Annotated in this window: 24 protein-coding genes and 1 tRNA gene; 12 read left to right on the top strand and 13 right to left on the bottom strand. The window is 59.0% G+C overall.

What is annotated here, in order from left to right:
- The 6 genes from sbnA to WA225_RS06370 form a co-directional block, all read right to left on the bottom strand.
- Positions 1-975 carry a 2,3-diaminopropionate biosynthesis protein SbnA gene (gene sbnA, locus WA225_RS06395; protein WP_422607281.1) on the bottom strand — a complete coding sequence of 325 codons (975 nt, stop codon included), beginning with the start codon at positions 973-975 and terminating at the stop codon, positions 1-3.
- Positions 976-1,393: 418 nt separating this feature from the next.
- Positions 1,394-1,469 (bottom strand) — tRNA-Phe (locus WA225_RS06390).
- 103 nt (positions 1,470-1,572) lie between these two features.
- Complete coding sequence (locus WA225_RS06385) at positions 1,573-1,845, bottom strand: oxidative damage protection protein (RefSeq protein ID WP_129387754.1); 273 nt, start codon at positions 1,843-1,845, stop codon at positions 1,573-1,575.
- A complete protein-coding gene (gene mutY, locus WA225_RS06380; protein ID WP_422607280.1) occupies positions 1,842-2,909 on the bottom strand; it encodes an A/G-specific adenine glycosylase in 1,068 nt (355 codons plus the stop codon). The genes WA225_RS06385 and mutY overlap by 4 nt, the downstream gene beginning before the upstream one ends.
- Positions 2,906-5,131, bottom strand: a complete 2,226-nt coding sequence (locus tag WA225_RS06375) for an AsmA family protein (RefSeq protein ID WP_422607279.1) — start codon at positions 5,129-5,131, stop codon at positions 2,906-2,908. Before WA225_RS06375 ends, mutY begins: the two co-directional genes overlap by 4 nt.
- Before the next feature lie 78 nt (positions 5,132-5,209).
- The gene (locus WA225_RS06370) at positions 5,210-5,614 is read right to left on the bottom strand and encodes an acetyl-CoA sensor PanZ family protein (protein ID WP_422607278.1); all 405 of its coding nucleotides are present in this window, start codon (positions 5,612-5,614) and stop codon (positions 5,210-5,212) included.
- A gap of 221 nt (positions 5,615-5,835) precedes the next feature.
- On the opposite strand from WA225_RS06370, the gene WA225_RS06365 reads away from it, so the two are divergent.
- From WA225_RS06365 to hisF, 6 genes are all read left to right on the top strand, one after another.
- Positions 5,836-7,500 (top strand): OFA family MFS transporter, encoded by a 1,665-nt coding sequence (locus WA225_RS06365; RefSeq protein WP_422607277.1) that lies wholly within the window; start codon positions 5,836-5,838, stop codon positions 7,498-7,500.
- 273 nt (positions 7,501-7,773) lie between these two features.
- A complete protein-coding gene (gene hisB / locus WA225_RS06360) occupies positions 7,774-8,367 on the top strand; it encodes an imidazoleglycerol-phosphate dehydratase HisB (protein ID WP_007909204.1) in 594 nt (197 codons plus the stop codon).
- On the top strand, positions 8,367-9,005 hold the full coding sequence (gene hisH, locus WA225_RS06355; RefSeq protein ID WP_422607276.1) for an imidazole glycerol phosphate synthase subunit HisH: 639 nt from the start codon (positions 8,367-8,369) through the stop codon (positions 9,003-9,005). The genes hisB and hisH overlap by 1 nt, the downstream gene beginning before the upstream one ends.
- The gene (locus WA225_RS06350; RefSeq protein WP_422607275.1) at positions 9,006-9,266 is read left to right on the top strand and encodes a DUF2164 domain-containing protein; all 261 of its coding nucleotides are present in this window, start codon (positions 9,006-9,008) and stop codon (positions 9,264-9,266) included. It begins immediately after the preceding gene.
- A 42-nt stretch (positions 9,267-9,308) separates the two neighbouring features.
- Positions 9,309-10,046 carry a 1-(5-phosphoribosyl)-5-[(5-phosphoribosylamino)methylideneamino]imidazole-4-carboxamide isomerase gene (hisA, locus tag WA225_RS06345; protein WP_422607274.1) on the top strand — a complete coding sequence of 246 codons (738 nt, stop codon included), beginning with the start codon at positions 9,309-9,311 and terminating at the stop codon, positions 10,044-10,046.
- 9 nt (positions 10,047-10,055) lie between these two features.
- Positions 10,056-10,826: an imidazole glycerol phosphate synthase subunit HisF gene (gene hisF / locus WA225_RS06340; RefSeq protein WP_007909211.1), complete on the top strand. Its 771-nt coding sequence runs from the start codon at positions 10,056-10,058 to the stop codon at positions 10,824-10,826.
- Positions 10,827-10,904: 78 nt separating this feature from the next.
- On the opposite strand, the gene WA225_RS06335 is transcribed toward hisF, so the two are convergent.
- Positions 10,905-12,401: a trypsin-like serine peptidase gene (locus WA225_RS06335; protein ID WP_422607273.1), complete on the bottom strand. Its 1,497-nt coding sequence runs from the start codon at positions 12,399-12,401 to the stop codon at positions 10,905-10,907.
- A gap of 287 nt (positions 12,402-12,688) precedes the next feature.
- On the opposite strand from WA225_RS06335, the gene WA225_RS06330 reads away from it, so the two are divergent.
- Positions 12,689-13,444, top strand: coding sequence for a substrate-binding periplasmic protein (locus tag WA225_RS06330; protein WP_422607272.1), 756 nt, complete (start codon positions 12,689-12,691; stop codon positions 13,442-13,444).
- Here WA225_RS06330 and WA225_RS06325 read toward each other — a convergent pair.
- The 5 genes from WA225_RS06325 to gpmI all read right to left on the bottom strand — a co-directional run bounded on the left by WA225_RS06325 (position 13,425) and on the right by gpmI (position 20,114).
- Positions 13,425-14,798, bottom strand: coding sequence for a Vps62-related protein (locus WA225_RS06325; RefSeq protein ID WP_422607271.1), 1,374 nt, complete (start codon positions 14,796-14,798; stop codon positions 13,425-13,427). The genes WA225_RS06330 and WA225_RS06325 overlap by 20 nt on opposite strands.
- Positions 14,799-14,914: 116 nt before the next feature.
- Complete coding sequence (locus tag WA225_RS06320; RefSeq protein WP_422607270.1) at positions 14,915-15,691, bottom strand: divergent polysaccharide deacetylase family protein; 777 nt, start codon at positions 15,689-15,691, stop codon at positions 14,915-14,917.
- A 2-nt stretch (positions 15,692-15,693) separates the two neighbouring features.
- A complete protein-coding gene (locus WA225_RS06315; protein ID WP_422607269.1) occupies positions 15,694-17,013 on the bottom strand; it encodes a S41 family peptidase in 1,320 nt (439 codons plus the stop codon).
- 31 nt (positions 17,014-17,044) lie between these two features.
- The gene (locus WA225_RS06310) at positions 17,045-18,331 is read right to left on the bottom strand and encodes a murein hydrolase activator EnvC family protein (RefSeq protein ID WP_422607268.1); all 1,287 of its coding nucleotides are present in this window, start codon (positions 18,329-18,331) and stop codon (positions 17,045-17,047) included.
- Between the two features lie 253 nt (positions 18,332-18,584).
- Positions 18,585-20,114, bottom strand: coding sequence for a 2,3-bisphosphoglycerate-independent phosphoglycerate mutase (gpmI, locus tag WA225_RS06305; protein ID WP_422607267.1), 1,530 nt, complete (start codon positions 20,112-20,114; stop codon positions 18,585-18,587).
- A gap of 153 nt (positions 20,115-20,267) precedes the next feature.
- On the opposite strand from gpmI, the gene WA225_RS06300 reads away from it, so the two are divergent.
- From WA225_RS06300 to secB, 3 genes are read left to right on the top strand one after another with little or no spacing between them, the layout of a single operon-like run.
- Positions 20,268-20,681, top strand: coding sequence for a rhodanese-like domain-containing protein (locus WA225_RS06300; protein WP_008080560.1), 414 nt, complete (start codon positions 20,268-20,270; stop codon positions 20,679-20,681).
- 1 nt (position 20,682) lies between these two features.
- Positions 20,683-20,937: a glutaredoxin 3 gene (gene grxC, locus WA225_RS06295; protein WP_025110925.1), complete on the top strand. Its 255-nt coding sequence runs from the start codon at positions 20,683-20,685 to the stop codon at positions 20,935-20,937.
- Between the two features lie 57 nt (positions 20,938-20,994).
- Positions 20,995-21,480, top strand: coding sequence for a protein-export chaperone SecB (secB, locus tag WA225_RS06290; protein WP_064117041.1), 486 nt, complete (start codon positions 20,995-20,997; stop codon positions 21,478-21,480).
- 123 nt (positions 21,481-21,603) lie between these two features.
- Here secB and WA225_RS06285 read toward each other — a convergent pair whose 3' ends face one another.
- Complete coding sequence (locus tag WA225_RS06285; protein ID WP_422607266.1) at positions 21,604-22,059, bottom strand: tRNA (cytidine(34)-2'-O)-methyltransferase; 456 nt, start codon at positions 22,057-22,059, stop codon at positions 21,604-21,606.
- Here WA225_RS06285 and WA225_RS06280 point away from each other — a divergent pair.
- Together WA225_RS06280 and WA225_RS06275 are read left to right on the top strand one after the other, a co-directional pair.
- A complete protein-coding gene (locus WA225_RS06280) occupies positions 22,058-22,498 on the top strand; it encodes a hypothetical protein (RefSeq protein WP_422607265.1) in 441 nt (146 codons plus the stop codon). The genes WA225_RS06285 and WA225_RS06280 overlap by 2 nt on opposite strands.
- Before the next feature lie 248 nt (positions 22,499-22,746).
- Positions 22,747-25,224 (top strand): hypothetical protein, encoded by a 2,478-nt coding sequence (locus tag WA225_RS06275; RefSeq protein ID WP_422607264.1) that lies wholly within the window; start codon positions 22,747-22,749, stop codon positions 25,222-25,224.
- Positions 25,225-25,319: the final 95 nt, after the last annotated feature.

Below are 25,319 nucleotides of genomic sequence, written 5' to 3'. Positions count from 1 at the left end.
TTACGCCGAGAGTGCCAGAGCGATTTCTGGGAAGAGGGGTTGCAAAGCGTTTGCGCCGATCCGCTGGGTGACCCAGTCATCGGAGTAGATGGTTTCGAGGTAGCGCTCACCCATGTCGGGGGAGATCGCCACGACGATATCGTCGGCACGGATGTGCGGCGCCCATTGCTGGATGCCCGCCAGGACCGTGCCGGTGGAGCCACCGAAAAGCAGACCGTAGCGTTGCGCCAGCCAGCGGCAGACCTTGATCGTCTGTTCCTCGGCGATCGATACGAAGTCGTGAATCCCCGCCGGTTCGAAGATCTCCGGCAGACGGCTGGTACCCAGCCCCGGGATATGCCGCGTGCCGCCCGGCAAACCGAAGGTCACCGAGCCGACCGTATCGACGGCAATCACTTTGGTGTGCGGATGGTGTTCGGCGAAGTAGTTCTTGCAGCCCACCAAAGTACCGGTGGTGCCGGCGCCGACGAACAAGTAATCCACGTGTGGAAACTTATGGGCGATGGACTTCGCGGTCGCTTGATAGTGAGCGAGGGGGTTGGTCGGGTTTTTGTATTGATTGAGCCAGATGTAGTCGGAATTCTCTGCGACCAGTTGCTCGATCAAACGGATACGCGAATTCAGGTAGCCGCCGTTTTCGTCACGCTGATCGACCATGATCATTTCGGCACCCAGTGCCTGCATGAGTTTTTTGTTCGGCGCAGAAATGTTCGGGTCGATCACGCAGACAAACTTGTAACCCTTGGCAGCGCAGACCATGGCCAGCGCGACCCCCAGATTCCCCGAGGAAGATTCGATCAGGCGGGTCTTATGATGAATCCGGCCCTGGTTTTCCAGGTCCGTGATCAGGGCGTGTGCGGTTTTGAGCTTGATTGATCCGGCAGGATTCAGTCCTTCGATTTTCAGTTGGATCGTTGCGCTGCACAGATCGCCAATCTGCACATAACTATCTTCATTGATAAGTTGCTTGATCATACGTAGTCCGTTTCGCTCTTTTGCCGGGCGCACAGGGGCGCCAGCATTCATCCTGGAATGTTTGAAAAGCAGTAAATGCAGTTCGCCTGTTAGGTTTGTTTTTAGATTTTTTAGCTGGACAGGAAGTGACCTTGCGGTGGACGCCGATCTATTCAAAAAATCAGGTTTTGCGCTCTGAGGGCTTGAGGAGCCCAGAGTGTTGCGGGGCGTAAAGTAGAGCCAGTCATTGGCTCGCCAAGGCTTGAAGGAATACTGGCGAATTTTCCTACAAGGGGAGAGATACAGATTTTGGGTATTTTTCAGTACAGGTGGGTTTGAGGTGTATCGGGAGGAGGGCGTTGCGAGGCGCAGAGAGAGGCGTGATCAAATCGCAGGCATAAAAAAACCCTGAATCTTGCGATTCAGGGTTTTCGGTATTTGGTGCCCAGAGACGGAATCGAACCGCCGACACGGGGATTTTCAATCCCCTGCTCTACCGACTGAGCTATCTGGGCAACGGGGCGCATTAAAAGGGTTTTTCGGATTTACGTCAACGACTTTTTTAAAATTTCTTAAATTAATTCCGTCGCTTACGATCCGACCCCCGATTTTGCGGGTTTACTCTGCAGGCGGAACGTAGCCTTCGGCCTGGGCGTATTCCTCGCCGGAGAAGTACTTGTCCATTTCGCCCTGAAGAAATTTGCGATCCTCGGCGTTCATCATGTTCAGACGCTTTTCGTTGATCAGCAGGGTCTGGTGTTTCTGCCAGTCGGCCCAGGCCTTGGCGGAGACGTGGTCGAAAATGTCCTGACCTTTGGCGCCCGGGTACGGTGGGCGTTCCAGGGCTGGCAGTTCTTCTTTGTACTTGCGGCACATTACGGTGCGGGTCATGGCGACTCTCCTGCATTCAAGACGGCGGCCGCGCGTTCGAGCAAGGTTTTGACCGGGGCGGCGAGGCCCAGGCGCGGCGGGGTGGCGAGGTTATACCAGAGCCAGTCGGCCTCGGCCACGTGATGGCTGGCCTCCTGTACCTGAACCAGCCAGGGTTCGATGGACAGCTGAAAATGGCTGAACGTGTGGACAAGGCTCGGCAGCGCCTGCTGCTCACCCATGGTCAGCGAGTGCTGATCGGCGAGATGTTGCAGGTCGTCGAGGTCGTCGAGTTCCGGCAGGCTCCACAGACCGCCCCACAAACCTGTTGAGGGGCGACGGTAAAGCAGAATCGCACCATCGCCGTTGGCGAGCATCGGCATCAGCGTGCGCTTCTGCGGGATGGCTTTGCGCGGCTTGGGAATCGGGTAGCGGGTTTCGAGGCCGAGCATGTGCGCCTCGCAACCACGTTCCAGTGGACACAGCAGGCAACTCGGCTTGCTGCGTGTGCACAGTGTCGCGCCAAGATCCATCATCGCCTGGGTGTAGGCGTTGACCCGATCGTGCGGCGTAAAGCGCTCGGCGTTGGCCCACAGCTGTTTGGCGACCTTCGGCTCGCCGGGGTAGCCCTCTTGTGCGGTAAAGCGCGCCAGCACGCGTTTGACGTTGCCGTCGAGGATCGGTGCGCGCAGGCCCATGCTGATACTTGCGATGGCGCCGGCCGTAGACAGGCCGATGCCCGGCAGGTCGGTAAGCTTTTCGACGTCACGCGGAAACTCGCCGCCGTACTGGCTGACGACGATCTTCGCGGTCTTCTGCAAATTGCGCGCGCGGGTGTAGTAACCGAGGCCCGTCCACAGGTGCAGCACTTCGTCTTCCGGCGCTTCGGCCAGCGCCTCGACCGTCGGCAGCGCGGCCATGAAACGGTCGAAGTAGTTGAGCACGGTGCTGACCTGGGTCTGCTGCAACATGATCTCCGACACCCACACCCGGTAAGGGTTGATGTCTTGCTGCCAAGGTAAATCGTGGCGGCCGTGGCGGTCGAACCAATCCAGCACCGCCGTGGAAAACTGCTCCGCTCTCATCGCTTGAACAGCCCCTTCAATGCGTTTTTCAGTTCCGGGCTGACTTTGTCACCCAGTTTTTCGTCGATCTTTTCGCTGAGCTTGTCGCCGGCCAGTTTGGTCGCGACCTGACCGAGACGATCATTGTCGACGCGGCAAGCTTTGGCGCCCAACTCCAGTGGGCCGCGGCAGCGTAGCGGCCACTCGATGCCGACGAATTTTTCGCCGACCTGACAGGCCGGATCCGGCATGGCACTGGTGTCGCCTTCGACGATGATGCCGACGCGATAGTCCATGCCGAGCACGCGCAGGTCGATGTCGCCGTCACCGTTGACGGTCATGCCGGGGATACGCACTTTCAGGTCAGGGTTGCTGGCGACACCGTTGCGCAAAGTCAGGTTGCCCTTGAGCTCCTGGAACGGCGTGTCCTTGCCGCGTGGCTCGCCGCTGAGGGTTTTACGGTTGAGCGTGGCGATACCTTTGCACAGTTGCTGTTCAAGGTTGGCGTTGAGCAGCACGCCATTGTTGATGACAAAACTGGCGTTGCCGTTGAGCGTGTCGATCAGCGCCTGCTGGCTGTTGCCGCTGCCGGTCACGTTGCTGGTGAGCGTCACCAGACCCTTGACCGGCGGGTTCTTGCCTTGGCTTTCGAGAATTTTTTCAACGGGCACGCGGTTGAGTTTGGTCTGCACATTCAGCACGGGTGCGCTCGGACGCACATCGAGGGTGCCGTTGGCTGCAAAACCGCCGTTGTACAGTTCGCCGCTCAGATTGCTCAGGGTCAGCAGACCGCCCTGGCCTGTGGCTTTGAGGGCTGCGTTCTGGATCGGCAACTTGTCGAGGGTCAACTGGCCGAACGTCAGGTCGGCATCGATGTCGAGTTTGGCCAGCCGTTCAACCGGCAACAGGCGTTCAGTGCTCCAGGCGGTTTTGCTTGGCTTGTCCGGCAGAGGCGTGGAGCCCGCGCCGGCCATGGCATCGGCTTCAGTGCTGGCAACTTCGGCTTGACGCGTTTGTGTGGCGCTGGCGGCTTTTTCCGATTTTGGCGGCAGATAACGGTCTGCGTTGAACGTATCGGCCTTGAGAATCGCCCGCAGTGATTGCTTGGCAAAGTCTTCGACGGCGATGCGACCGCTGAAGCTGCTGTCGTCGAGTTTCAGGTTGATGTTGTCGAAGGCGACGCTGGTGGGCGTGGCGGCCACGCGACTGACCAGCTCGACTTTGCTCAGGCTGCCCTCGGCCATCGCCGGGAGTTTCTGGCCGATGCTATCGACGAACTTCGCCAGATCGAACTGGGCGATGGAAAGGCCGCCAGTGATCTGCGGAGTCTTGTCGAGGTCGTTGGCTTTCAGTTCGCCCAACGCACGCAACTGGTTGGCGGAGATCTTGATGCCGGTCCATTCGGCGACGTTCGCCGCTTTGTCCAACGATATCTGGCCCTGAGCGGCGAAGGTCATGGTCTTGCCTTGCAACGGATCGCCGGCCAGTTCGCCGGACAGTTTCATGTCTTCGAATTTGTAGCGTTGCAGTGCACGCTCGATGCGCAACTCGCCAGTGAGTTCGGTACGCACCCGCAGGACGGGTTGGTTGGTGCCCAGAAATGCCGTGGCTTTCACCGGGATATTGGTCGAGTCATGGACCGGCCCCGTACTGAGCTGGATGCTCTCGGCGCTGAACTGCTTGCCGGTCTTCTCGTCGTTGTACTCAACGCGCGCGTTGTTGACGGTCAGGCTGTCGATGTCGAGGCGGATCGGCTGCGGCGGCTTTTCCACTGCAACAGGGGCTTCGTTGGCCGGTTGGCCCGGCGTAGCGGCTGGCGGCGTTGTTCCGGCGGGGGCGGGCACCTTGCCGATGTCTTCCCAGTTGCCGTGGCCGTCTTTGTCGCGGTTCAGACGCAGGTTCAGGCCTTCGACGCGCACGTCGCTCATCTGCACTTCGCGGCGCAGCAGCGGCAGCACGCGCACGGACAGGCCGAGCATCTGCAGATCAGCGAACGGTTCGGCAGGTTTGACCAGGGTGGCGACACTGGCCTCGTGCAATTCCAGGCCGAGCCACGGGAACAGGCTCCAGCCGATATCGCCATTGAGCGTCAGCTCGATGTGGGCCTTGTCGCGGGCTATCTGGCGAATCTCGTCTTTGTAGTCGTTGGGATCGAAGAGGTGGGTCAGGGCAAAACCTGCCGCCACAATGATCAGCAACAACCCGAGAAGTACCAGACCCAGGATTTTGCCGAACGCTTTCATGGGCGAGTCCTTGTAATTAGTCGAATTCGTAATTTAGCCGGGGAGTATAGCGCTGCAAATGCCCGGTTCGGTGTGGCGTCATGTTGCCAGTACCTCCAGCGGGACGTGCAACTTCGCTGCGATTGCCTGAGCTTCAAGATGCCCGGCAGGTGCCAGCAGGCGCAGTTCGGCCCCCGCTTGCGACGCCATTTCCTGCGCTTGGTTCACCAGCCGTTCAGCGACCCCACGGCGGCGGGTAACTTTTCGTACGCATAAATGGGACAAGTACCAAACGTCATGGTGCCTTTGCAGGCGCGCGGCGCCGAGCAGGCGATCATTGAAACGTCCGGCAATAAAACAACCGTCCGCCAGGCTGCGTTCGATCAGTTCGATCTCCCCGGAAAACGGCGCGAACAGCCACGGCGGCGCGTCGCGGTAGATTTTCTGCAAATCCTGTTGATCCTGATAACTGCTGTCTTCGAGCGCCTGAACAATGATTGGCATGCGTTTCCCCGGGTATAGAGATCAGATGACATGAAAAAAGGTGATATCAGTTTGGTTTTTCTGTCACCTGCAAATGGTAACCTTCGCCCGTTCGTCCGTCCTTCTGCGACTTAACGTCGCGCCTTCAAGGAGCTTCACCTTAAAAAACGGTCATGCCTGCGTGCATAAGGCCGAGGGTGAACAGTGGCTGGCGAACCATACTAATAATTGGGGGATACACAATGAGCACGAGCATTACGGCGGACGGCCTCAAAGCCGACCAGCCCGCGTTCCTGTCCAAGGAACGCATCATCGCCAAGCCCGGTTTCAACCGTTGGCTGGTGCCACCGGCCGCTCTGGCCATCCACCTGTGCATCGGCATGGCCTACGGCTTCTCGGTGTTCTGGTTGCCGCTGTCCAAGGCGCTGGGCGTGACCGCTCCGGTGGCTTGCGCACCGGACATGAGCTTCATCACACAAGTGTTTTCGGCGCAATGCGACTGGCCGATCTCCATGCTCGGCTGGATCTACACTCTGTTCTTCATCTTCCTCGGCTGCTCTGCAGCGATCTGGGGTGGCTGGCTGGAACACGCAGGGCCGCGCAAGGCTGGCGTGGTATCGGCGCTGTGCTGGTGCGGCGGTCTGCTGATTTCGGCACTGGGTATTTATACCCACCAGATCTGGCTGATGTGGATCGGCTCCGGCGTGATCGGCGGTATCGGTCTGGGCCTGGGCTATATCTCGCCGGTCTCGACCCTGATCAAGTGGTTTCCGGACAAGCGCGGTATGGCGACCGGCATGGCGATCATGGGCTTCGGTGGCGGCGCGATGGTCGGTGCACCACTGGCAACCGCGCTGATGAGCCACTTCGGCTCGGCTGAAGGTGTCGGCGTCTGGCAGAGCTTCGTCGCCATGGCCGCGATCTACTTCGTGTTCATGATCGGTGGCGCTCTGGCTTACCGCGTGCCGCCAACCGGCTGGAAGCCTGAAGGCTGGACCGCTCCGGCGAAGAAAGCGGCGAACGCGATGATCACCAATCGTCACGTGCACGTGAATGTGGCGTGGAAAACCCCGCAATTCCGTCTGGTGTGGCTGGTGCTGTGCCTGAACGTATCCGCCGGTATCGGCATCCTCGGCATGGCTTCGCCACTGTTGCAGGAAGTGTTCGGCGGCAAACTGTTGGGTGTTGATGTGCCGTTTGGCCAGCTCGATGCCGGCCAACTGGCTTCGATCGCGGCGATTGCTGCCGGCTTCACCGGTCTGCTGAGCCTGTTCAACATCGGTGGTCGCTTCTTCTGGGCATCGTTCTCCGACTACCTGGGCCGTAAAAACACTTACTTCGTGTTCTTCGCCCTGGGTTTTGCCCTGTACGCGCTGATCCCGAACATGGGCCATCTGGGCAACGTTGCGCTGTTCGTGGCGGCGTTTTGCATCATTTTGTCGATGTACGGCGGCGGTTTTGCCACTGTTCCGGCTTATCTGGCCGACCTGTTCGGTACGCAGATGGTTGGCGCGATCCACGGTCGTCTGTTGACGGCGTGGGCGGCGGCTGGCGTGCTGGGTCCGGTGCTGGTGAACTACCTGCGTGAGTATCAGTTGAGCATCGGCGTTGAACGCGCAGCTGCTTACGACATCACCTTGTACATCCTCGCAGGCCTCTTGGTGCTGGGCTTCCTGTGCAACCTGCTGGTGCGCCCGGTGGCCGACAAGTACTTCATGACCGACGCGGAACTGGCTGCCGAGCAGGCGCTGGGCCACGACAAAGGTGCTGATGCCAGCACGGTTCTGGAGTGGAAAGCCGCGCCGGGCAGCAAGCCGCTGGCCATCGCTGCGTGGCTGGCGGTGGGTATTCCGTTGGCGTGGGGTGTGTGGGTAACCCTGCAGAAGACGGCGGTACTGTTTCACTAAGGTGTTAGCTGAATAAACACCGAACCTGTGGGAGCGAGCCTGCTCGCGAAGACGGAATATCAGGCAACTTAATTGTTGGCTGATCCACCGCATTCGCGAGCAAGCTCGCTCCCACATTTGTTTTTGCGCTGCCTGTAATGGCTTGTATGGACATGTCTACCCGCGACAGCCGGGCATTCTATCCGTCAGCCATCTCACCTCTCGTGTTTCTGTTTACGCCCCGCGTGCCTATAATGGCTGCCTTTTTCGCCCAATGATTTTGCGGAGCTGGTGATGGCCGAACGTAAGGCGTCTGTCGAGCGCGACACTCTGGAAACCCAGATCAAAGCCTCGATCAACCTTGATGGCACCGGAAAGGCCCGATTCGATATCGGTGTTCCTTTTCTTGAGCACATGCTGGATCAGATCGCCCGTCACGGGTTGATCGACCTGGATATTGAATGCAAGGGCGATCTGCATATCGACGACCACCATACGGTGGAAGACGTCGGTATCACCCTCGGCCAGGCATTTGCCAAAGCCATCGGCGATAAAAAAGGCATCCGTCGCTACGGTCATGCCTACGTGCCGCTCGATGAAGCGCTGTCACGCGTGGTCATCGACTTCTCCGGCCGCCCAGGCCTGCAGATGCACGTGCCGTACACCCGCGCCACCGTGGGCGGCTTCGACGTTGACCTGTTCCAGGAATTCTTCCAGGGCTTCGTCAACCACGCGCTGGTCAGCCTGCACATCGACAACCTGCGCGGCACCAACACTCACCACCAGATCGAAACCGTGTTCAAGGCTTTCGGCCGCGCGCTGCGCATGGCCGTTGAGCTGGATGAGCGCATGGCCGGGCAAATGCCATCGACCAAAGGCGTTCTGTAATGCAGACGGTTGCAGTTATCGATTACGGCATGGGCAACCTGCACTCGGTGGCCAAGGCCCTGGAACACGTCGGCGCCGGCAAGGTGCTGATCACCAGCGATGAGAACGTGATTCGCGAAGCTGACCGCGTGGTGTTCCCCGGTGTTGGCGCGATTCGCGATTGCATGGCGGAAATCCGTCGTCTCGGTTTTGATTCGCTGGTGCGTGAAGTCAGTCAGGATCGTCCGTTCCTCGGCATCTGTGTCGGCATGCAAGCCTTGCTCGATACCAGCGAGGAGAACGACGGCGTCGACTGCATCGGCCTGTTCCCGGGCGCGGTGAAATTCTTCGGCAAAGACCTGCATGAAGACGGCGAACACCTGAAAGTCCCGCACATGGGCTGGAACGAGGTGAAGCAGAAAGTCAGCCACCCGCTGTGGCATGACATTCCGGACATGGCGCGTTTCTACTTCGTGCACAGCTACTACATCGCTGCCGCCAACGCGCGGCAAGTGGTCGGTGGCGGTCATTACGGTGTCGATTTCGCTGCGGCGCTGGCCGATGGCTCGCGTTTTGCCGTGCAGTTCCACCCGGAGAAAAGCCATACCCATGGCCTGCAATTGCTGCAGAACTTCGCCGCATGGGACGGTCGCTGGTAAATGGCCGCCAAGAAATCCAGACCGCCGATCCTGACCCTCACTGCCGAGCAGGAGAGTGACGCCAATCGCAAGATTCAGCGGTTCATGGAAGACCGTTTCGAACTGGACCTGGGTTCGTTCGAAGCGGCGGAAATTCTTGAGCTGTTTACCCGCGAAATTGCTCCGCACTATTACAACAGGGCGATTTTCGATGTGCAGACCCACCTCAAAGAGCGGTTTGAAAGCATCGAAAGCGACCTGTGGGCGCTCGAGAAAAACTGATTTCCGAGCCAAGCTGAACATTCGAATTTGAAGGTTTGCCAGATGCTGATTATTCCCGCTATCGATCTTAAAGACGGTGCCTGCGTACGTCTGCGCCAGGGCCGCATGGAAGATTCCACAGTGTTCTCCGATGACCCGGTGAGCATGGCTGCCAAGTGGGTGGAGGGCGGTTGCCGCCGTCTGCATCTGGTCGATCTGAACGGCGCGTTCGAAGGCCAGCCAGTCAATGGCGAAGTGGTGACCGCAATCGCCAAGCGCTATCCGACATTGCCGATCCAGATCGGTGGCGGTATCCGTTCGCTGGAAACCATCGAGCATTACGTCAAGGCCGGCGTCAGCTACGTGATCATCGGCACCAAAGCCGTTAAAGATCCTGCATTCGTCGCTGAAGCGTGCCGTGCGTTCCCGGGCAAGATCATCGTCGGCCTGGACGCCAAAGACGGTTTCGTCGCCACCGATGGCTGGGCTGAAATCAGCACCGTGCAGGTCATCGATCTGGCCAAGCAGTTTGAAGCCGATGGCGTCTCGTCGATCGTTTATACCGACATCGCTAAAGACGGCATGATGCAGGGCTGCAACGTGCCGTTCACCGCCGCGTTGGCCGCTGCCACCAAGATCCCGGTGATCGCTTCCGGCGGCATCCACAATCTGGGTGACATCAAGTCGCTGCTCGACGCTAGGGCGCCGGGCATCATCGGCGCCATCACCGGCCGGGCGATTTACGAAGGCACCCTCGACGTCGCCGAAGCGCAAGCTTTCTGCGATTCGTATAAAGGCTGAGGACTGACCATGGCGCTGGCCAAACGCATCATCCCTTGCCTGGACGTGGACAACGGCCGGGTCGTCAAAGGTGTGAAGTTCGAAAACATCCGCGACGCCGGTGACCCGGTGGAAATTGCCCGTCGTTACGACGAGCAGGGTGCCGACGAGATTACCTTTCTCGACATCACCGCCAGCGTCGACGGGCGCGACACCACGCTGCATACCGTCGAGCGCATGGCCAGCCAGGTGTTCATCCCGCTGACTGTCGGCGGTGGCGTGCGTACCGTGCAGGACATTCGCAATCTGCTCAATGCCGGCGCGGACAAGGTGTCGATCAACACCGCGGCGGTGTTCAACCCGGAATTCGTCGGTGAAGCCGCGCAGCATTTCGGCTCGCAGTGCATCGTCGTCGCCATCGACGCGAAGAAAGTCTCGGGCCCTGGCGAAACCCCGCGCTGGGAAATCTTCACCCACGGCGGGCGCAAGCCAACCGGCCTCGACGCGGTCGAGTGGGCGAAGAAAATGGAAGGCCTCGGTGCCGGCGAGATCTTGCTGACCAGCATGGATCAGGACGGCATGAAAAACGGTTTCGACCTCGGCGTGACCCGCGCGATCAGCGATGCGCTGGGCATTCCGGTGATCGCTTCCGGCGGTGTCGGCAACCTGCAGCATCTGGCTGACGGCATTCTCGAAGGCCACGCCAGCGCGGTACTGGCGGCGAGTATTTTCCACTTCGGCGAATACACCGTGCAGGAAGCCAAGGCCTACATGGCCAAACGCGGCATCGTGATGCGTTGAGCCGATAACGGCGAGCACCGTCGGGGGCAGATTCCTTGCGCTTCGTTCAAGCGAATCTGCATCTCGATTGCTTCATCTTCAATCTGCCTGTGGGCGCGGCAGGTCATCTGTTCGAACGTCTGAAGTACTCAGGTTGCGATCCTCGGTGTAACTGCACAGTGTCAAAGGCAGGGCACCGTTCGGCACCAGAAAACTGTCGCCTATCTTGCTGTAGTTCTTCGGATCAATCGTCGAGCAATCGGTTGTATTCGCCGGACCTGCATACACCCGGGTCCAGATGTTCCGGTCCTCGTTTTTACGGTATTCGATCAACAGGTCCTCGTTGCCAGGGTTGATGACCGGTGCTGGTTCCGGCAACCGGATCGAGACGGGACTGACGAGACGAGCCGAGAGGATTTGTGCATTTTTCAGGGATCTGGCTGTTAGCCGTTGTTCGGCAGAATCAACACCCACCATGCACAGGTAGTAAAGTCCGACCTCTCGTCCGATGGGTGCATTAATGACTGCGCTATGTGTACTTATTGGGTTGCTGTAGTGTTCAGGAAAGTAACAAGTCTGCGCGTCGCGCACGCTTTTATATCGAAAGAAATCAGTATTCATGGAGAACTTCATAGCCCAGTTGGGTGTTGCTTCACTGGGGGCGAAGGGGGCTTTGTGTAATGCGATATCCGTGACCGATCTGGTTCGGAAGTTAAAGTTTGGTTTTAACGGGCAAACAAGCGCATCAATGTTGAAGCGGCCATTATTGAAACATGGCAAAAGATAATCGATGGGGAAACTTTGACTGGCCTGGTCGGGCAGCAGGGACCGACTTTCACGGGTTCCACACAGTCCATGCCAGAAGCACAAATCGTCTGCAACGATGCCGTAAGTGGTTCCGGACATGACGCCGGTGACCTCTCCGGTGTCTGCATCCATGACGGGAGATCCGGATGAACCTGGTTCGATCCCTTTGCAATCCTGTTTCTGATAGCGGGTATGAACAGCCAGATACTTGATCAGCGTCGAGTCGGCAGGTTCCTGAGTACAGGTGGAGCGGCGCAGGCCAGGGGCGCTCGACGGCGCGCCGATCACCTTGACCTGGCGGGGTTCGTCGGGCGCAATCGCTGCAGCCTTGAGTGGGTTTATGCCGTCGTCGATCAAGGTGGCAAGGTCGTGGTTCAACTCCAGAATCGCGATGTCGCTGCCGGCCAGGCTGGCCCATTTCACCTTGTGGATGTCGTATCGCCTGGCCTCGGCCAAAGTGTCATGAAAGTAATTGAACTGCATCTGGCCGTAGTACGCCGTGTCTACAGCTGTACCTACTCTGATTGAAGCGCAGTGCGCATTGGTCAAAATGTACGCAGGTCCGGTCGCATTGTTATGGGCATCGCGCGTATCCAGCAGGAAAGCTGTGCAGTAGCGACGATCGCCTATATATATTTGTCCGATGCCGCTCAAATGATCATTCTGACCATCGAGGTTGCTCAGGAGCAGTGGTTCTGATGCCTCTGGGAAAGTATTCGCGCAAGATACGCTGGAAAGTGTGAGGGTTATCAGGGTTAAAGTAATGAAGGCTTTATATATAAACTTCATGACCGATCCTTAGTCGTTTATAAAAATGATAGTGGCTGGCGGTCGAGTTTAATTTAATGAGTTGATAGTTATCTTGTCTGGACTGTGCCCAATTGTAAGGAGGACAGGTTGAGCGGTAGTTTTTGAATCGATTGAAATCAGAAAAAACGCTTAATGGTAAGGACATCATCCATAGGGTTGCCCAAGGTGGCGAGGTGGCACGAGTTCATCTAAATCCATACAGGCCAGTGGACAGCATGACCGACCCAAGGCACTCTTGGGCACGCCATGGAATTCGGTAGCCCGACATGATCAAACGCCTGCTTCTTGTTCTCGCCAGCGCCTCGATGTTGCTCGTCAACACGGCCCGCGCCGAAAACAGTCCCGACACCGATCTGGTGCTGCTCACCGAAAACTTCCCGCCGTACAACATGGCGAAGAACGGTAAAAATTTCGCCCAGGGCGAGAACATCAATGGCATCGCCACCGACATCGTCCGTGAAATGTTCCAGCGTGCCGGCGTCACTTACAGCCTGACCCTGCGTTTCCCCTGGGAGCGCGTCTACAAACTCGCCCTGGAAAACCCTGGATACGGCGCCTTTGTGATGGCGCGCCTGCCGGACCGGGAAAAACTCTTTAAATGGGTCGGCCCGATCGGCCCTGACGACTGGATCATGTTGGCCAAGGCTGACAGCAAGATCACCCTCGAAACCCTTGAGGACGCGCGCAAGTACAAGATCGGCGCCTACAAGGGCGATGCGATTGCCGAGACGCTGGCCAAGCAGGGCCTGAAGCCGATTGTCGTGCTGCGCGATCAAGACAACGCGAAGAAGCTGGTCAGCGGGCAGATCGATCTGTGGGCCACCGGTGACCCCGCTGGACGCTATCTGGCACGTCAGGATGGCGTCACCGGGCTCAAAACCGTGCTGCGCTTCAACAGCGCCGAACTTTATCTTGCACTGAACAAGGACGTGTCAGACGCGGTTGTCAGCAAGTTGCAGGCTGCGCTGGATCAAATGCGCAAGGACGGCGTTGTCGACGAAATCATGGGGCGTTATCTGTAACGGCCGGTAATGACGCCTGCGCTGGCTCATTGGCGATTTCGCTCTGCGCAGCAGACGTGGCGATGTCGTCTTGCAGTTGTGGTTGCTCTTGCCGCGGGATAATCGAGTTCGGTTGCGGCGCCATGTACTCGCTGAAGTGCAAGCTGTTGCTGTCGGTGTAACTGATGTCGCTGGTGACGCGTGTGCCGTCCGCGCGCAGCAGCGAATAATCACTCTGAAGTAGATACACCGCCACTGAACGGTTACCGGCGATGACGGCGGCGACGTCAATGGGCGCCGGGTTGCGCCATTCGTTGGAATGGAATTCGCACTGGCTAAAGTCGTTGTTCAAGCGCGCCGAAAACAGAAAAGGACGCGGCAGATTTTTTTGCCACTGGACGCCGAACTCGATCGAGGTGGTGTCGGTGAAGGTGCGCAGGCTTTCGGATTGCTGTGCGCGGGGCGCGGTCCAGCGGAACGTCCTGCTGTGGTTCTCGCTATTGTGGCAATGGCCGACGAGCTGATAATGATCGGTGCGCTGCAGTAAATAGTACGGCGACTGAAGCAATTGTTGCGGTGGCGCAAGTTGCGGATCTTTGACCGTGAACCAAGGCAATCGGGCGGTGTAAGCAGGTTGCTCGGGCGCCTGCACGGGGCCCGGTGTGTCACTGTCGAGGGCGGGCGCGACTGGGCGCGGACCCGCCTGAAGCGAGATCGGCATGCAGAGCGAATAGACGGTGAGTTCCGCCGGTCTGGCATATCCGCTGCAGCCGACAAAAGTGCCGGGTGCCAGATGAATTTCATCCGACGCGGCCGCTGGCGGAACGGCACTCCAGGTGCTGATACTTTGTCGTGCACCGCTGCCCTTGTCGTTCCAGACAGGTTCGGCGAGACCTGAGGCGCTGACCAGGTCGATACGCACGCAGCGGACAGCGTTGAGCGAAGGTTTTTCGTGGCCGTCTGAACACACCGAACCCAGTGCCACGTAGCCTGTGGGAGGAACCGGGCGCCAGATGGCACCATTTCTCTTTGCGCCAGAGCCGGAATCTTTCCAGATCAGTTGGTAATCTTCAGGGCGACGCAGTGCTTTGCCTTTGGCAGGGTCTGCACTGGCTGTTTCAGCCTCGCAAACCACCGCCACCACGTGTCTACCGCTGATGTTGTCGTGGCCATCATTGGCCACATCCCCCAGCGGAAAATAGCCGGGCAGCACATCAGCGGCGGGGGTGGGGCGCCAGAAAGCTACCGGTTTTGCCCGCGAACCGGCGGTGTCCCAGATGCGCAAAAACTCGGTGGTGAAGCTGATCAGCAGGTTGTCGTGGCGGATGGCCTGCGCTGCCCCGACAGGCACAGCAATGTGGTCATGTGTGGTCATGGTAAATCCTGATAGTTGAATGGCGACTCAGGGGAGTCGCGACCTGTTACAGGTCTCACTATCCGGATACGGGCCGGGCGTCTGGCGGTAACTATGTATTGGGCCGGGAAAAGTTATTACCGATAGATCCCGTCTTTGCCATGACCCGCCATGGCGCGATTGCTGCGCACACTGATCATCTGCTTGATATCGATCCAGTCGATGCCCTGGGCCTTCAGCTTGGGCAATTCGCGCTCCAGCACCGCCAGTGTCTGCGGATACGGATGCCCGATCATCACTGCCGAACCCTGTTTGTGCGCCAGGCTGATCGCGGTCTGCAACTGCGTGTAGATCGCCGCTTCGGTGCGCTCGTCATCGAGAAATACATCCCGCGACACACTGGCCAGATCGATCTTCTGTGCCTGCTGCGCGGCGACGGTTTGCGCGCTGGTGCGGCTGTCGACGAAGAACTTGTGGCGGCGCTGCAACTCGCCCATCAACCAGGCCATTGCCAGCGGCTGCGCCGTCATGCGGCTGCCCATGTGGTTATTGATACCGGCGGTGTAGGGGACCTTTTTGAACGCAGCGTCGAGGCGTTTTTCCAGCTCTTCGATCGGCAGTTCCGGGTGCCAGGCGTACGGGCCGGTGGCCGGGTCCATGGGCATGTGCAGGATGACGATCTTGCCAGCGCGATGGGCCTCGCGGGCAAACTCGGTGGCGTGCGGGGTGTCCGGCATGATCGCCGTAGTCACCGGGCCGGGCAGGGCCAGCACGCGGCGATCCCGGGGCAGGTTCTGCCCCAGGTCGTCGATGATCAGTGTCAGGTAGGCCTTGTGTGGCTTCGGACTGACGGGCTCTGCGTGAGCAGCACCCGCCAGACAGCACAACAGAACGCAGACGAAACGCAAAGACATCCTCAACGGCCGGACGTGATGCTCAGCCCTTTGAGCAGGCTCAGGGCCTGGGCCAATTGGTAGTCATCGTCCTGCGGCATGGCTTTAGGCTTGGCGCCGGAACCGGTCGGTTTGTCCGCGCCGCCGTTGCCGTTGCCGAGGTGGCCTTGCAGGTCGGCTTCCTTGAAGTAATCGCCATCGGCCTCGTTGGTGATCTTGGCCTTGCGTACTTCGATGTCCGGAACGATGCCTTGTGCCTGAATCGAACGGCCATTCGGCGTGAAGTACAGCGCCGTGGTGATCTTCAGTGCGCGGTCGTTGTTCAGCGGCAGCACGGTTTGCACCGAGCCTTTGCCGAAGCTGGTGGTGCCCATGACCACCGCGCGTTTCTGATCCTGCAGGGCGCCGGCGACGATTTCCGAAGCCGAGGCGCTGCCACCGTTGATCAGCACTACCATCGGCACCGCTTCGCTTTCGTCTTTGCCAGTGGCAGAGAAGCGCAGTTCGGAGTTGGCGATGCGGCCCTTGGTGTAGACGATCAGGCCTTTGGTGATGAAGTGGTCGACCACTTCCACTGCGGCCTGCAACACGCCGCCGGGGTTGTTGCGCAGGTCGAGAATGATGCCGTTGAGCTTTTTGCCGTTGTCCTTGCGCAGCTTGGCCAGGGCCTTGGAAACCTCATCGCCGGTCTTGACCTGGAACTGGGTGATGCGGATATACGCATAACCGCTTTCCAGCAGTTGCGCCTTGACGCTCTTCACCTGAATCACGGCGCGCGCCAGGGTGACGTCGAACGGCGTACCACCATCGCGCACCAGGGTCAGGGTGATTTTCTGGCCGATCTTGCCGCGCATCTTGTCGACGGCTTCGGTCATGGTCTGGCCGCGAGTCGGCGCACCGTTGATCTTGACGATGAAGTCGCCAGCCTGAATCCCGGCCTTCGATGCCGGGGTGTCGTCGATAGGCGAGACAACCTTGATGAAGCCGTCTTCAGCGCCGACTTCGATGCCCAGGCCGCCGAATTCACCGCTGGTGCTTTCCTGCAGTTCGGTGAAGTCTTCAGGGCCCAGGTAGGCCGAGTGCGGATCGAGGTTGCTGAGCATGCCCTTGATCGCGTTTTCCAGCAGAGTCTTGTCGTCCACCGGCTCGACGTAAGCGGCTTTGATCCGGTCCATGACCTCGGCAAAGGTGCGCAACTCTTCCAGCGGCAGCGGTGCCTTGGAGGTCGCGGCAGTGCCTGCCGGAGCGACGGCCGGGGCCGGTTGCGCGGCGAACGCCAGGGGCGCGCCGATCACCAGGGCGATCGTCAGGGCCAGCGAGGTAAGGCGGGACAAATGCAGCATGTCGAACGAACTCCTTAATTAGGCGGTGCGCTTATCCTTGCGCACGACACCATTGCGCCGGATCACTCGGGTGACCCTGCTGACGAATTGCGAAATACAGCGCTGGTGTGTCCTGGCCGCCACTGTTACCGACAGTGGAGATGGACTCACCGGCTTTAACCACGTCCCCAGCCGACTTGAGCAGCGTCTGGTTGTGACCGTAAAGACTCAGAAAACCGTTGCCGTGATCGAGGATCACCAGCAGCCCGGCGCCACGCAACCAGTCGGCGAACACCACGCGGCCACCGTGTACGGCGTGCACCTGGCTGCCGGCGGAGGCGCTGATCATCACGCCGTCCCACTTGGTCCGGGCATCGTCGCCACGGCTTTCGCCGAAGCGTGCCAGCAGTCGACCATCAACCGGCCAAGGAAGTTTTCCCCGGGTTGCAGCAAAAGGGCCACCGAAGGTCTCGCCGCTGCTGGACACCAGCGCGCCGGGAGTGGATCTGGCAGGTTTTCGTGGGGCGTCGCTGTTTTCAGCCTGCGCCTCACGCAAACGCTTTTTTTCCGCTTCCTGCTGGGCGATCAGCGCTTTCTGCCGCGCTTCTTCTGCCTCACGGGCCTGACGGGCCAGGGTTTCTTCAATGGTTTTAAGGACTTTAGACAGGTCTGCCTGATCCTGCTCGCGAGCGGCGAGTTTCTGATCGCGCGCCTTTACGTCGTCGTTGAGCTTGGCGAGCACCTGCTGACGTTCCTTGCGTACTTTGTCGAGCTCATCGCGCTGGGTGTCGAGGCTGCTTTTCTGCACCAGCAATTGCGCTTGCTGCGCGGCGATGTCTTTTTCGACATTGGCCAATTGGCGCAGGGTTTCGTTGAAGCTCTTCAGCTGTTCCAGGCGGGCCTGGCTCAGGTAATCGTAATAGGTGAGGGTGCGGGCGAATTTCTCGGGGTTCTGCTGGTTGAGCAGCAGTTTGAGGTATTCCTGACGACCGTTCTGGTAGGCCGCACGGGCCTGGATCGCGATCAGTCGTTGCTGTTCAGTGCGCGCGCTCTGGAGTTTTTTTTTCTCGGCATCGAGTCGCTGTAGCTCGGATTCGCTTTTCTGCAGTTCTTTCTGCAGCGCGTCGACCTGCTTCTGCAGCTTGCCCATCTCGGTTTCGGTGCCCTTGAGCTCTTTCTGCACGCCGGATTTTTCTTCCTGAACTTTGTTCAGCAGCTTTTTCAGCTCGGCAATGTCCTGACGCGTGGCGTCCAACTGCTGTTGGGTTTGCGCGCGCTCGTCAGCGAAGGCCGGTTGGAGCAGGCAGGTCAGAGCAAGGGCGATCAGGACGCGAAGCATAGGGGCGGGCGGCACCAGGGTAATGGACGGCCTAGTATGCCCGCCCGAGGCTGCAAAAAAAACGCCCAATTGGGGCTGTGTGATAACTGGACCAAGCAATACACCCAATTCCATTTCGAAAACTCCATAAACCACTGTGGGAGCTGGCTTGCCAGCGATGGCGTCTGCACATTCAACATAGATGTTGGCTGTCAGATTGCTATCGCTGGCAAGCCAGCTCCCACAGGGTTTTGCGGTGTTTAGGCGATTCGGGTCAGACCAGAATCGAGGTGCCGGTCATTTCCGCCGGTTTTTCCAGGCCCAGCAGTTTCAGCATGGTCGGCGCCACGTCCGCCAGCACGCCGCCTTCGCGCACCTTGAGGGCACGCTTGCCGACATAAATGAACGGCACCGGCTCAGTGGTGTGCGCGGTGTGCGCCTGGTGGGTTTCTTCATCGGCCATTTTTTCGACGTTGCCGTGGTCTGCGGTGATCAGCGCTTCGCCGCCGACCTTTTCCAGTGCTTCAACGATGCGACCGACGCAGGTGTCGAGGCATTCGACAGCCTTCACGGCCGCATCGAACACGCCGCTGTGGCCGACCATGTCGCCGTTGGCGTAATTGACCACGATCACGTCGAAACGCTGGTTTTCAATGGCCTCGACGATACGGTCGGTCACTTCCGGCGCGCTCATTTCCGGCTGCAAGTCATAGGTGGCGACTTTCGGCGACGGGATCAGAATGCGCTCTTCCCCCGGGAACGGTTCTTCACGGCCGCCGGAGAAAAAGAAAGTCACGTGCGCGTATTTTTCGGTTTCGGCGATACGCAGTTGGGTTTTGCCATTCTTCGCCAAGTAGTCGCCGAGGACGTTTTCCAGGCTGCCCGCCGCGAACGCCGACGGTGCCGGAATGCTTGCCGCGTATTGGGTCAGCATGACGAAACCGGCGAGTTTCGGCTGGCGGGCGCGCTCGAAGTCCTTGAAATCGTCTTCGACGAACACGCGGGTCAGCTCGCGCGCACGGTCGGCGCGGAAGTTCATGAACACCACGGCGTCGCCGTCTTCGACTTTCACCGGCTCGCCAATGGTCGTGGCTTTGACGAATTCGTCGCTCTCGCCGCGCGCATAAGCGGCCTCGAGACCTTCCTGCGCGGTGGCTGCGTTGAATTCGCTGTTGCCGTCGACGATCAGGTTGTAGGCCTGAGCGACGCGATCCCAGCGGTTGTCACGGTCCATGGCGAAGTAACGGCCGATAATGCTGGCGATGCGGCCCTTGCCGAGTGCCTGGAAGGTCGCGTCGAGCAGTTCTATCGACGACGCAGCGCTTTTCGGCGGGGTGTCGCGGCCATCGAGGAAAGCGTGCAGGTAAATTTTTTCAGCGCCGCGCTTGAACGCCAGTTCGGCCATGGCGATCAGGTGATCCTGATGGCTGTGCACGCCGCCATCGGACAGCAGGCCCATGAAGTGCACGGCTTTGCCGGCGGCCACGGCTTTATCCACAGCGGCGCAAATGGTCGGGTTCTCGAAGAACTCGCCGTCGCGGATCGACTTGGTCACGCGGGTGAAGTCCTGATACACCACGCGCCCGGCGCCGAGGTTCATGTGGCCGACTTCGGAGTTGCCCATCTGGCCGTCCGGCAGGCCGACGTCCATGCCGCTGCCCGAGATCAAGCCGTTCGGCACGGTGGCCCACAGGCGATCGAGAACAGGCTTCTTCGCCGCAAAAACGGCATTGGATTCGGGGCTGTCGCTGTGACCGAAGCCGTCGAGAATCATCAGGACCAAAGGTTTAGGCGTGGTAGTCATGGAATCCACTCGTGGCTAATAAAGAAGAGGGCGATGGAAAAGGGAGTTGGAGTTTAAAGCTAAGTTCCGACCGCGTCACCGCCGGACGGGGTTTGGCCGACCATAGTGGCTGTGTATACTGGCCGACATTTTAACGCCCTGGAACCTCCTTCGATGGTTGCTCACCTGATTGAATTTGCCACTAACCACTACATTCTTGTCGGTATCTTCGTCGTACTGCTGGCTCTGCTGCTGGCGCACACGATGCAGGGCGGCGGTAAAAGCCTGAGCACCGGCGAGCTGACTGCACTGGTCAATAAAGACGCAGGCGTGGTGGTGGACATCCGTCCGGCCAAGGATTTCGCTGCCGGCCACATCGTTGGCGCGATCAACATTCCCCAGGACAAACTGGCTGCGCGCACCGCCGAGCTGGAAAAACACAAGGCCAAGACCATTATTCTGGTCGATGCCCTGGGCCAGACCGCCGGCACCCACGCCCGCGAACTGATGAAATCCGGCTTCACCGCCGCCAAGCTGTCCGGCGGGATTTCCAGCTGGAAAGGCGACAACCTGCCGTTGGTGAAGTGATATGAGCGAAGTCATCGTCTACTCCAGCGATTACTGCCCTTACTGCTCGCGAGCCAAATACCTGCTCGAGAACAAAGGCGTGGCCTTCAAAGAGATCAAGGTCGATGGCAAGCCGCAGGTGCGCGCTGAAATGACCCAGAAAGCCGGACGCACGTCCGTGCCGCAGATCTGGATCGGCAGCCAGCACATCGGCGGTTGTGACGATTTGTATGCCCTGGAACGCGCCGGCAAGCTCGACGCGCTGCTCAAGGCCTGAACGGCTGCACCCACGTACAGCACTCCCTAAAAGACCCAAGATCGATAAGGATCTGAGATGACTGACCAACAGAACACTGCAGCCAGCGAAGAAGAAACCGCACCGCAATTCTCCTTGCAGCGCATCTACGTACGCGACCTGTCCTTCGAAGCCCCGAAAAGCCCGGCGATCTTCCGCCAGCAGTGGGATCCGGCTGTTGCGCTGGATCTGAACACTCGCCAGAAAGCGCTGGAAGGTGATTTCTTCGAAGTCGTGCTGACCCTGTCCGTTACCGTGAAAAACGGTGAAGAAGTGGCCTTCATCGCTGAAGTGCAACAGGCCGGTATCTTCCTGATCAAGAACCTCGACGCGGCTTCGATGAGCCACACCCTGGGCGCGTTCTGCCCGAACATCCTGTTCCCGTATGCGCGCGAAACCCTGGACAGCCTGGTGACCCGTGGTTCGTTCCCGGCGCTGATGCTGGCCCCGGTGAACTTCGACGCTCTGTACGCGCAAGAATTGCAGCGCATGCAGGAAAGCGGCGAGACGCCAACCGTTCAGTAAGACGGTTCAGCAACACCCCATGTGGGAGCGAGCCTGCTCGCGAAGAGGGCGTGTCAGATGACAGATTTGTCGACTGATACACCGCTTTCGCGAGCAGGCTCGCTCCCACATTTGTTTGTGGTGTTACTTGAAGCCGTTCTGGCGCCAGGCTTCGTATACAGCGACCGCCACGGTGTTGGACAGGTTCAGGCTGCGGCAACCTTCACGCATCGGCAGGCGCAGGCGCTGATCGGCGGACAGTGCGTCGAGTACTTCCGGCGGTAGGCCACGGCTTTCCGGGCCGAAGATGAACGCATCGCCAGGAACAAATGCAGCATCATGAAACGGCCGCGAGCCCTTGGTGGTGAACGCAAACACCCGAGGGTTACCGATGCTTTCCAGGCAACTGGCGAGGTCCGCATGACGTTGCAACGTGGCATATTCGTGGTAATCGAGGCCGGCACGGCGCAAGCGCTTGTCGTCCATCTCGAAGCCCAGCGGTTCGATCAAATGCAGGTGGCAGCCGCTGTTGGCGCACAGCCTGATAACGTTGCCGGTATTCGGCGGAATTTCTGGTTGAAAAAGGATGACGTGAAACATGCACGGCTCCGAAGGTAAAGATGAGCGGCATTCTACGCCGCCTGTGGACAACCGTTCGAAACTATTCCCGCGGGTGATCGGTTCGCTGGCGATTGTCGGCGTGATGATCGGTTTGATGATCGGCCGTCTGACGACACCGGATCCGACTGTTTTGCAGCAGGTCGAGGTTACGGATCAAGGGCTGGTGGCGTGGTTCAACAATGAACCGAAGCTGCATGGTGAGATCATCGATGGCACCGTGGCGTTGTTGTTCCAGGCTGAGGGCGCGGCGCAAAAAGGCCAACTCAAGCTCAACGGCAGGGACGTCAACTGGCGGACGCGCGCAAGTGATGGCGGGTTGCTGCTGACCGTGCTGGCGGCGCGGCCGCTGCAAGGTGACTGGGCGGGCAGCGAAGTCGGGGACCGCTGGCGTCTGGAGATTCGCTTGAAAACCGACTGAACAGCCGTCAGCCATCCTTAATGCGTGCTCTCACGCCCCCTGACGACATTTCCTACCGCGATAAGTCCGTATTCCTGTCTCGCTCAACGGTGCCGGACGGTATCGTTCCCCTCATTCACGGTGCACGCGTCTGTCTGCTGCCAATCAGCAGGCAGCCATCGCTTGCACACTTTGTTAACCGGCAGGATGCCGAAACAACCGTTCCCTTGCGCACGACTGTCGAGGGTACCTTTCAGGGATGAAGAAACATGCCAGTAAAACCACCGCGCGGTGGCAGCACCCGAATGGACGTGGACGTGGACGTCCACAGCCATCCGAATCGAAAGTTGGATAAAGATCTATCCCAGGCTGACACACCGGGCCGCAATGGCGTGGACCCTGGGAGGGGGGCCGATGATCTGAAACTGCGCAACAAACCGTTCGGCGATGATGTTGACCTTGATGCCATCCTGCCGGCGCCGACAGTCACGGTTCATCCGGCGCCGCTTGCCCCGCAACCGCCTGTGGCCGTACATCAGTCGTTGGAGAGTTACTGGATAAAGTCTGCGGCGCAGCTACCGGCTGCCGACAGCGAAGGCTTCAGGCTGCACAAGAATCGCCATTATGTGGATGTGCCCGAGGGCGGCACGGTTCTGATTGGCATCGATCCGGACAGCGGACTCTATCGGGCGCGACATTCAAATGAATTGCTGCCCTCTGGCCCGATGCTGTTGCGTGATATTGAAAGCAATGTCTGGCATCCGCACAGCGACTTCAACGCGAACACCGTTCCTCTGACCGACGCCAGCCTGCAAGCCTTTCGCACCGGGCTGGATTTCAACGCTGTCGAGCCCGGCAGCGACGGCGTGTTCCGCCATGATGCAAAGCTCTACGTGGTTGTCCACGAACAGGCTTATCAAGTGATGCAGGATCTTGATGCCTCCAGTCCGGCGCACAAGGTGTGGCGGCTGGTGAATCCCAAGGATCGCGTCGCGATCGACAGCGCGAACATTTACCGCGCCAGTCGCAGCGGTGAAACCCGCGCCATTACCCGCAACGAGCAGGGCATCTGGGTTTCTATCCTCACGGGTTTGCGCGGTGGCATGCAGCGCAATAATCCGGCGCAAGCCAACAACGCCAATTTTCACCGTCCCTGGCTTTCTGGCGCAGGAACCTCAACGCGGCAACCAGCGGTTTTTGCTGTAACCACGCGAGCGCAGGTAAAGGGTTATTTTCCGGAAGCGACGGACCAGCACGCGGATGATTTTATCGCGCGCTTCGGTAACAAAGATGCGGCAGAAGCAGAACTCAAGCGACTTCAGCATGGGTTTGCGCTCCTGAACCGTGAGGTCAGTACCTGGGAGGCCGCCTATAAGGGCGCAGACAGTGTGGAGCGCAATCGGCGCCTGGCAATCGGCGCGACGATGCGTCGGTTATACAAGTGGCAAGGAGAACCTTCAGAGAGGGTCTACCGCGATGGGCAGTTGCTAGGTTTCAAGTTGAATCTGGACCTGGGCAGCCGGGGAAATCTGACGCTCCCGGTTTTTTCCAATCGCCTGAGCTCGGTGGTCTCTCTGGGTCTTGAGGGAACCACGTCGAAAAATCTGGGAAATCTATTCTCGATGTTTTCCCACATCGAAATCCTCGAAATACGCAGACTCGGGGGCAAGGGCAATGCACTGCTTGTTGAAATCGATAAATTTACCCAGTTGAGGGTCCTGGAGATAGACGAAAGCAGCCTGTGGCTACAGACACTCAGCGCTGAGCATTTCACCCGATTGAGCCATTTGCAGGAACTGAGCCTGACAAACTGCAGTATCTGGCCTCGGTTTTCCGTACGCGGTTTGAGCGAGTTGCGGGTATTGCGCCTACGCTCCTGTGATTTATACGAATTGCCTGTCGGACTGGATGATTTACCCGTAGCGTCACGTTTGCAGGTGCTTGATCTGCACCATAATCCGGGTTTGCAATATACGCCTGATGTCACCCCTATGGCCGAGTTGCGCGTATTGGATCTGTCCTATACCGGCATATCCATGCCGCCGCTCGGGCTGGGCTCACAGAGCGGTCCGTCGCGGCTGGAGATATTGAATCTATCGCAGAGTCGGCTTGCCGTGGCGCCGTCGCTCAGAGGGATGACCGCGTTGCGGGAAGTTGATCTCAGCCGTACTCAGGTAGGCAAGTTTCCGGATGGCGTCACATCGCAGATCCCCAAAACCCGTTTGGATCTGGTCTATACCCGAATCACCGCGATCCCCGAATCCATCGAGCTCAGAAAAGGTTTTGACCTCAGTGGCACTCTGATTTCTGACGCCGCCTCTCATCGGCGTCTGATCGCCGCGCGTCGACAGACAGGTACCGATATCTGGCTGGGAAGAATCGATAACGATTTGGGGATAAATCATTGGATGCACAATGTTCCACAGGTGCAGCACGCGGAAAAAAATGCCCTGTGGGGCTCTTTGTCCGGTCAGGCGAACGTCACGCTGAGGGAAAAAATCAGAGATCTGGTGCGCACGCCTGAATTTCAGGTCGAGCGCCAACTGTTGCAGCGTCGGGTCTGGTCGTTTATCGAGGGTTTCCACAAGGCCAGTCTCGGCGAGAAAGAGCGTCTGCGGGAGATTGCGGGCGTTGAGCCCAGTCCGGGCAAAATGCTCGATGAGCTGGAAGAGGAAATGCACAGGTTTGACCCGACGTGGCAACACCAGCCGCCACATCATTTGCCCAAGCGGCCACGGCTTGAATGACCTGGCGGAGCCTGCGGTGTAAAAGCGGGAATCCCTGACCTGCCTGTATCAGGGTTCCCAAAACGGGGGTGGACTTCGCGTGACGCGTCGGTCCG

The sequence above is a fragment of the Pseudomonas sp. genome, assembly GCF_049300855.1.
In the GTDB taxonomy this organism is placed as follows: Bacteria; Pseudomonadota; Gammaproteobacteria; order Pseudomonadales; family Pseudomonadaceae; genus Aquipseudomonas.
The sequence above is the reverse complement of the archived record's forward strand: the minus strand, read 5'-3'. Positions and strand labels throughout refer to the sequence as shown.

Excerpts from the sequence above, each read along its gene's own strand:
- sbnA (WP_422607281.1), bottom strand. The coding sequence starts at position 975 with ATGATCAAGCAACTTATCAATGAAGATAGTTATGTGCAGATTGGCGAT.
- WA225_RS06385 (WP_129387754.1), bottom strand. The coding sequence starts at position 1,845 with ATGACCCGCACCGTAATGTGCCGCAAGTACAAAGAAGAACTGCCAGCC.
- mutY (WP_422607280.1), bottom strand. The coding sequence starts at position 2,909 with ATGAGAGCGGAGCAGTTTTCCACGGCGGTGCTGGATTGGTTCGACCGC.
- WA225_RS06375 (WP_422607279.1), bottom strand. The coding sequence starts at position 5,131 with ATGAAAGCGTTCGGCAAAATCCTGGGTCTGGTACTTCTCGGGTTGTTG.
- WA225_RS06370 (WP_422607278.1), bottom strand. The coding sequence starts at position 5,614 with ATGCCAATCATTGTTCAGGCGCTCGAAGACAGCAGTTATCAGGATCAA.
- WA225_RS06365 (WP_422607277.1), top strand. The coding sequence starts at position 5,836 with ATGAGCACGAGCATTACGGCGGACGGCCTCAAAGCCGACCAGCCCGCG.
- hisB (WP_007909204.1), top strand. The coding sequence starts at position 7,774 with ATGGCCGAACGTAAGGCGTCTGTCGAGCGCGACACTCTGGAAACCCAG.
- hisH (WP_422607276.1), top strand. The coding sequence starts at position 8,367 with ATGCAGACGGTTGCAGTTATCGATTACGGCATGGGCAACCTGCACTCG.
- WA225_RS06350 (WP_422607275.1), top strand. The coding sequence starts at position 9,006 with ATGGCCGCCAAGAAATCCAGACCGCCGATCCTGACCCTCACTGCCGAG.
- hisA (WP_422607274.1), top strand. The coding sequence starts at position 9,309 with ATGCTGATTATTCCCGCTATCGATCTTAAAGACGGTGCCTGCGTACGT.
- hisF (WP_007909211.1), top strand. The coding sequence starts at position 10,056 with ATGGCGCTGGCCAAACGCATCATCCCTTGCCTGGACGTGGACAACGGC.
- WA225_RS06335 (WP_422607273.1), bottom strand. The coding sequence starts at position 12,401 with ATGAAGTTTATATATAAAGCCTTCATTACTTTAACCCTGATAACCCTC.
- WA225_RS06330 (WP_422607272.1), top strand. The coding sequence starts at position 12,689 with ATGATCAAACGCCTGCTTCTTGTTCTCGCCAGCGCCTCGATGTTGCTC.
- WA225_RS06325 (WP_422607271.1), bottom strand. The coding sequence starts at position 14,798 with ATGACCACACATGACCACATTGCTGTGCCTGTCGGGGCAGCGCAGGCC.
- WA225_RS06320 (WP_422607270.1), bottom strand. The coding sequence starts at position 15,691 with ATGTCTTTGCGTTTCGTCTGCGTTCTGTTGTGCTGTCTGGCGGGTGCT.
- WA225_RS06315 (WP_422607269.1), bottom strand. The coding sequence starts at position 17,013 with ATGCTGCATTTGTCCCGCCTTACCTCGCTGGCCCTGACGATCGCCCTG.
- WA225_RS06310 (WP_422607268.1), bottom strand. The coding sequence starts at position 18,331 with ATGCTTCGCGTCCTGATCGCCCTTGCTCTGACCTGCCTGCTCCAACCG.
- gpmI (WP_422607267.1), bottom strand. The coding sequence starts at position 20,114 with ATGACTACCACGCCTAAACCTTTGGTCCTGATGATTCTCGACGGCTTC.
- WA225_RS06300 (WP_008080560.1), top strand. The coding sequence starts at position 20,268 with ATGGTTGCTCACCTGATTGAATTTGCCACTAACCACTACATTCTTGTC.
- grxC (WP_025110925.1), top strand. The coding sequence starts at position 20,683 with ATGAGCGAAGTCATCGTCTACTCCAGCGATTACTGCCCTTACTGCTCG.
- secB (WP_064117041.1), top strand. The coding sequence starts at position 20,995 with ATGACTGACCAACAGAACACTGCAGCCAGCGAAGAAGAAACCGCACCG.
- WA225_RS06280 (WP_422607265.1), top strand. The coding sequence starts at position 22,058 with ATGCACGGCTCCGAAGGTAAAGATGAGCGGCATTCTACGCCGCCTGTG.
- WA225_RS06285 (WP_422607266.1), bottom strand. The coding sequence starts at position 22,059 with ATGTTTCACGTCATCCTTTTTCAACCAGAAATTCCGCCGAATACCGGC.
- WA225_RS06275 (WP_422607264.1), top strand. The coding sequence starts at position 22,747 with ATGCCAGTAAAACCACCGCGCGGTGGCAGCACCCGAATGGACGTGGAC.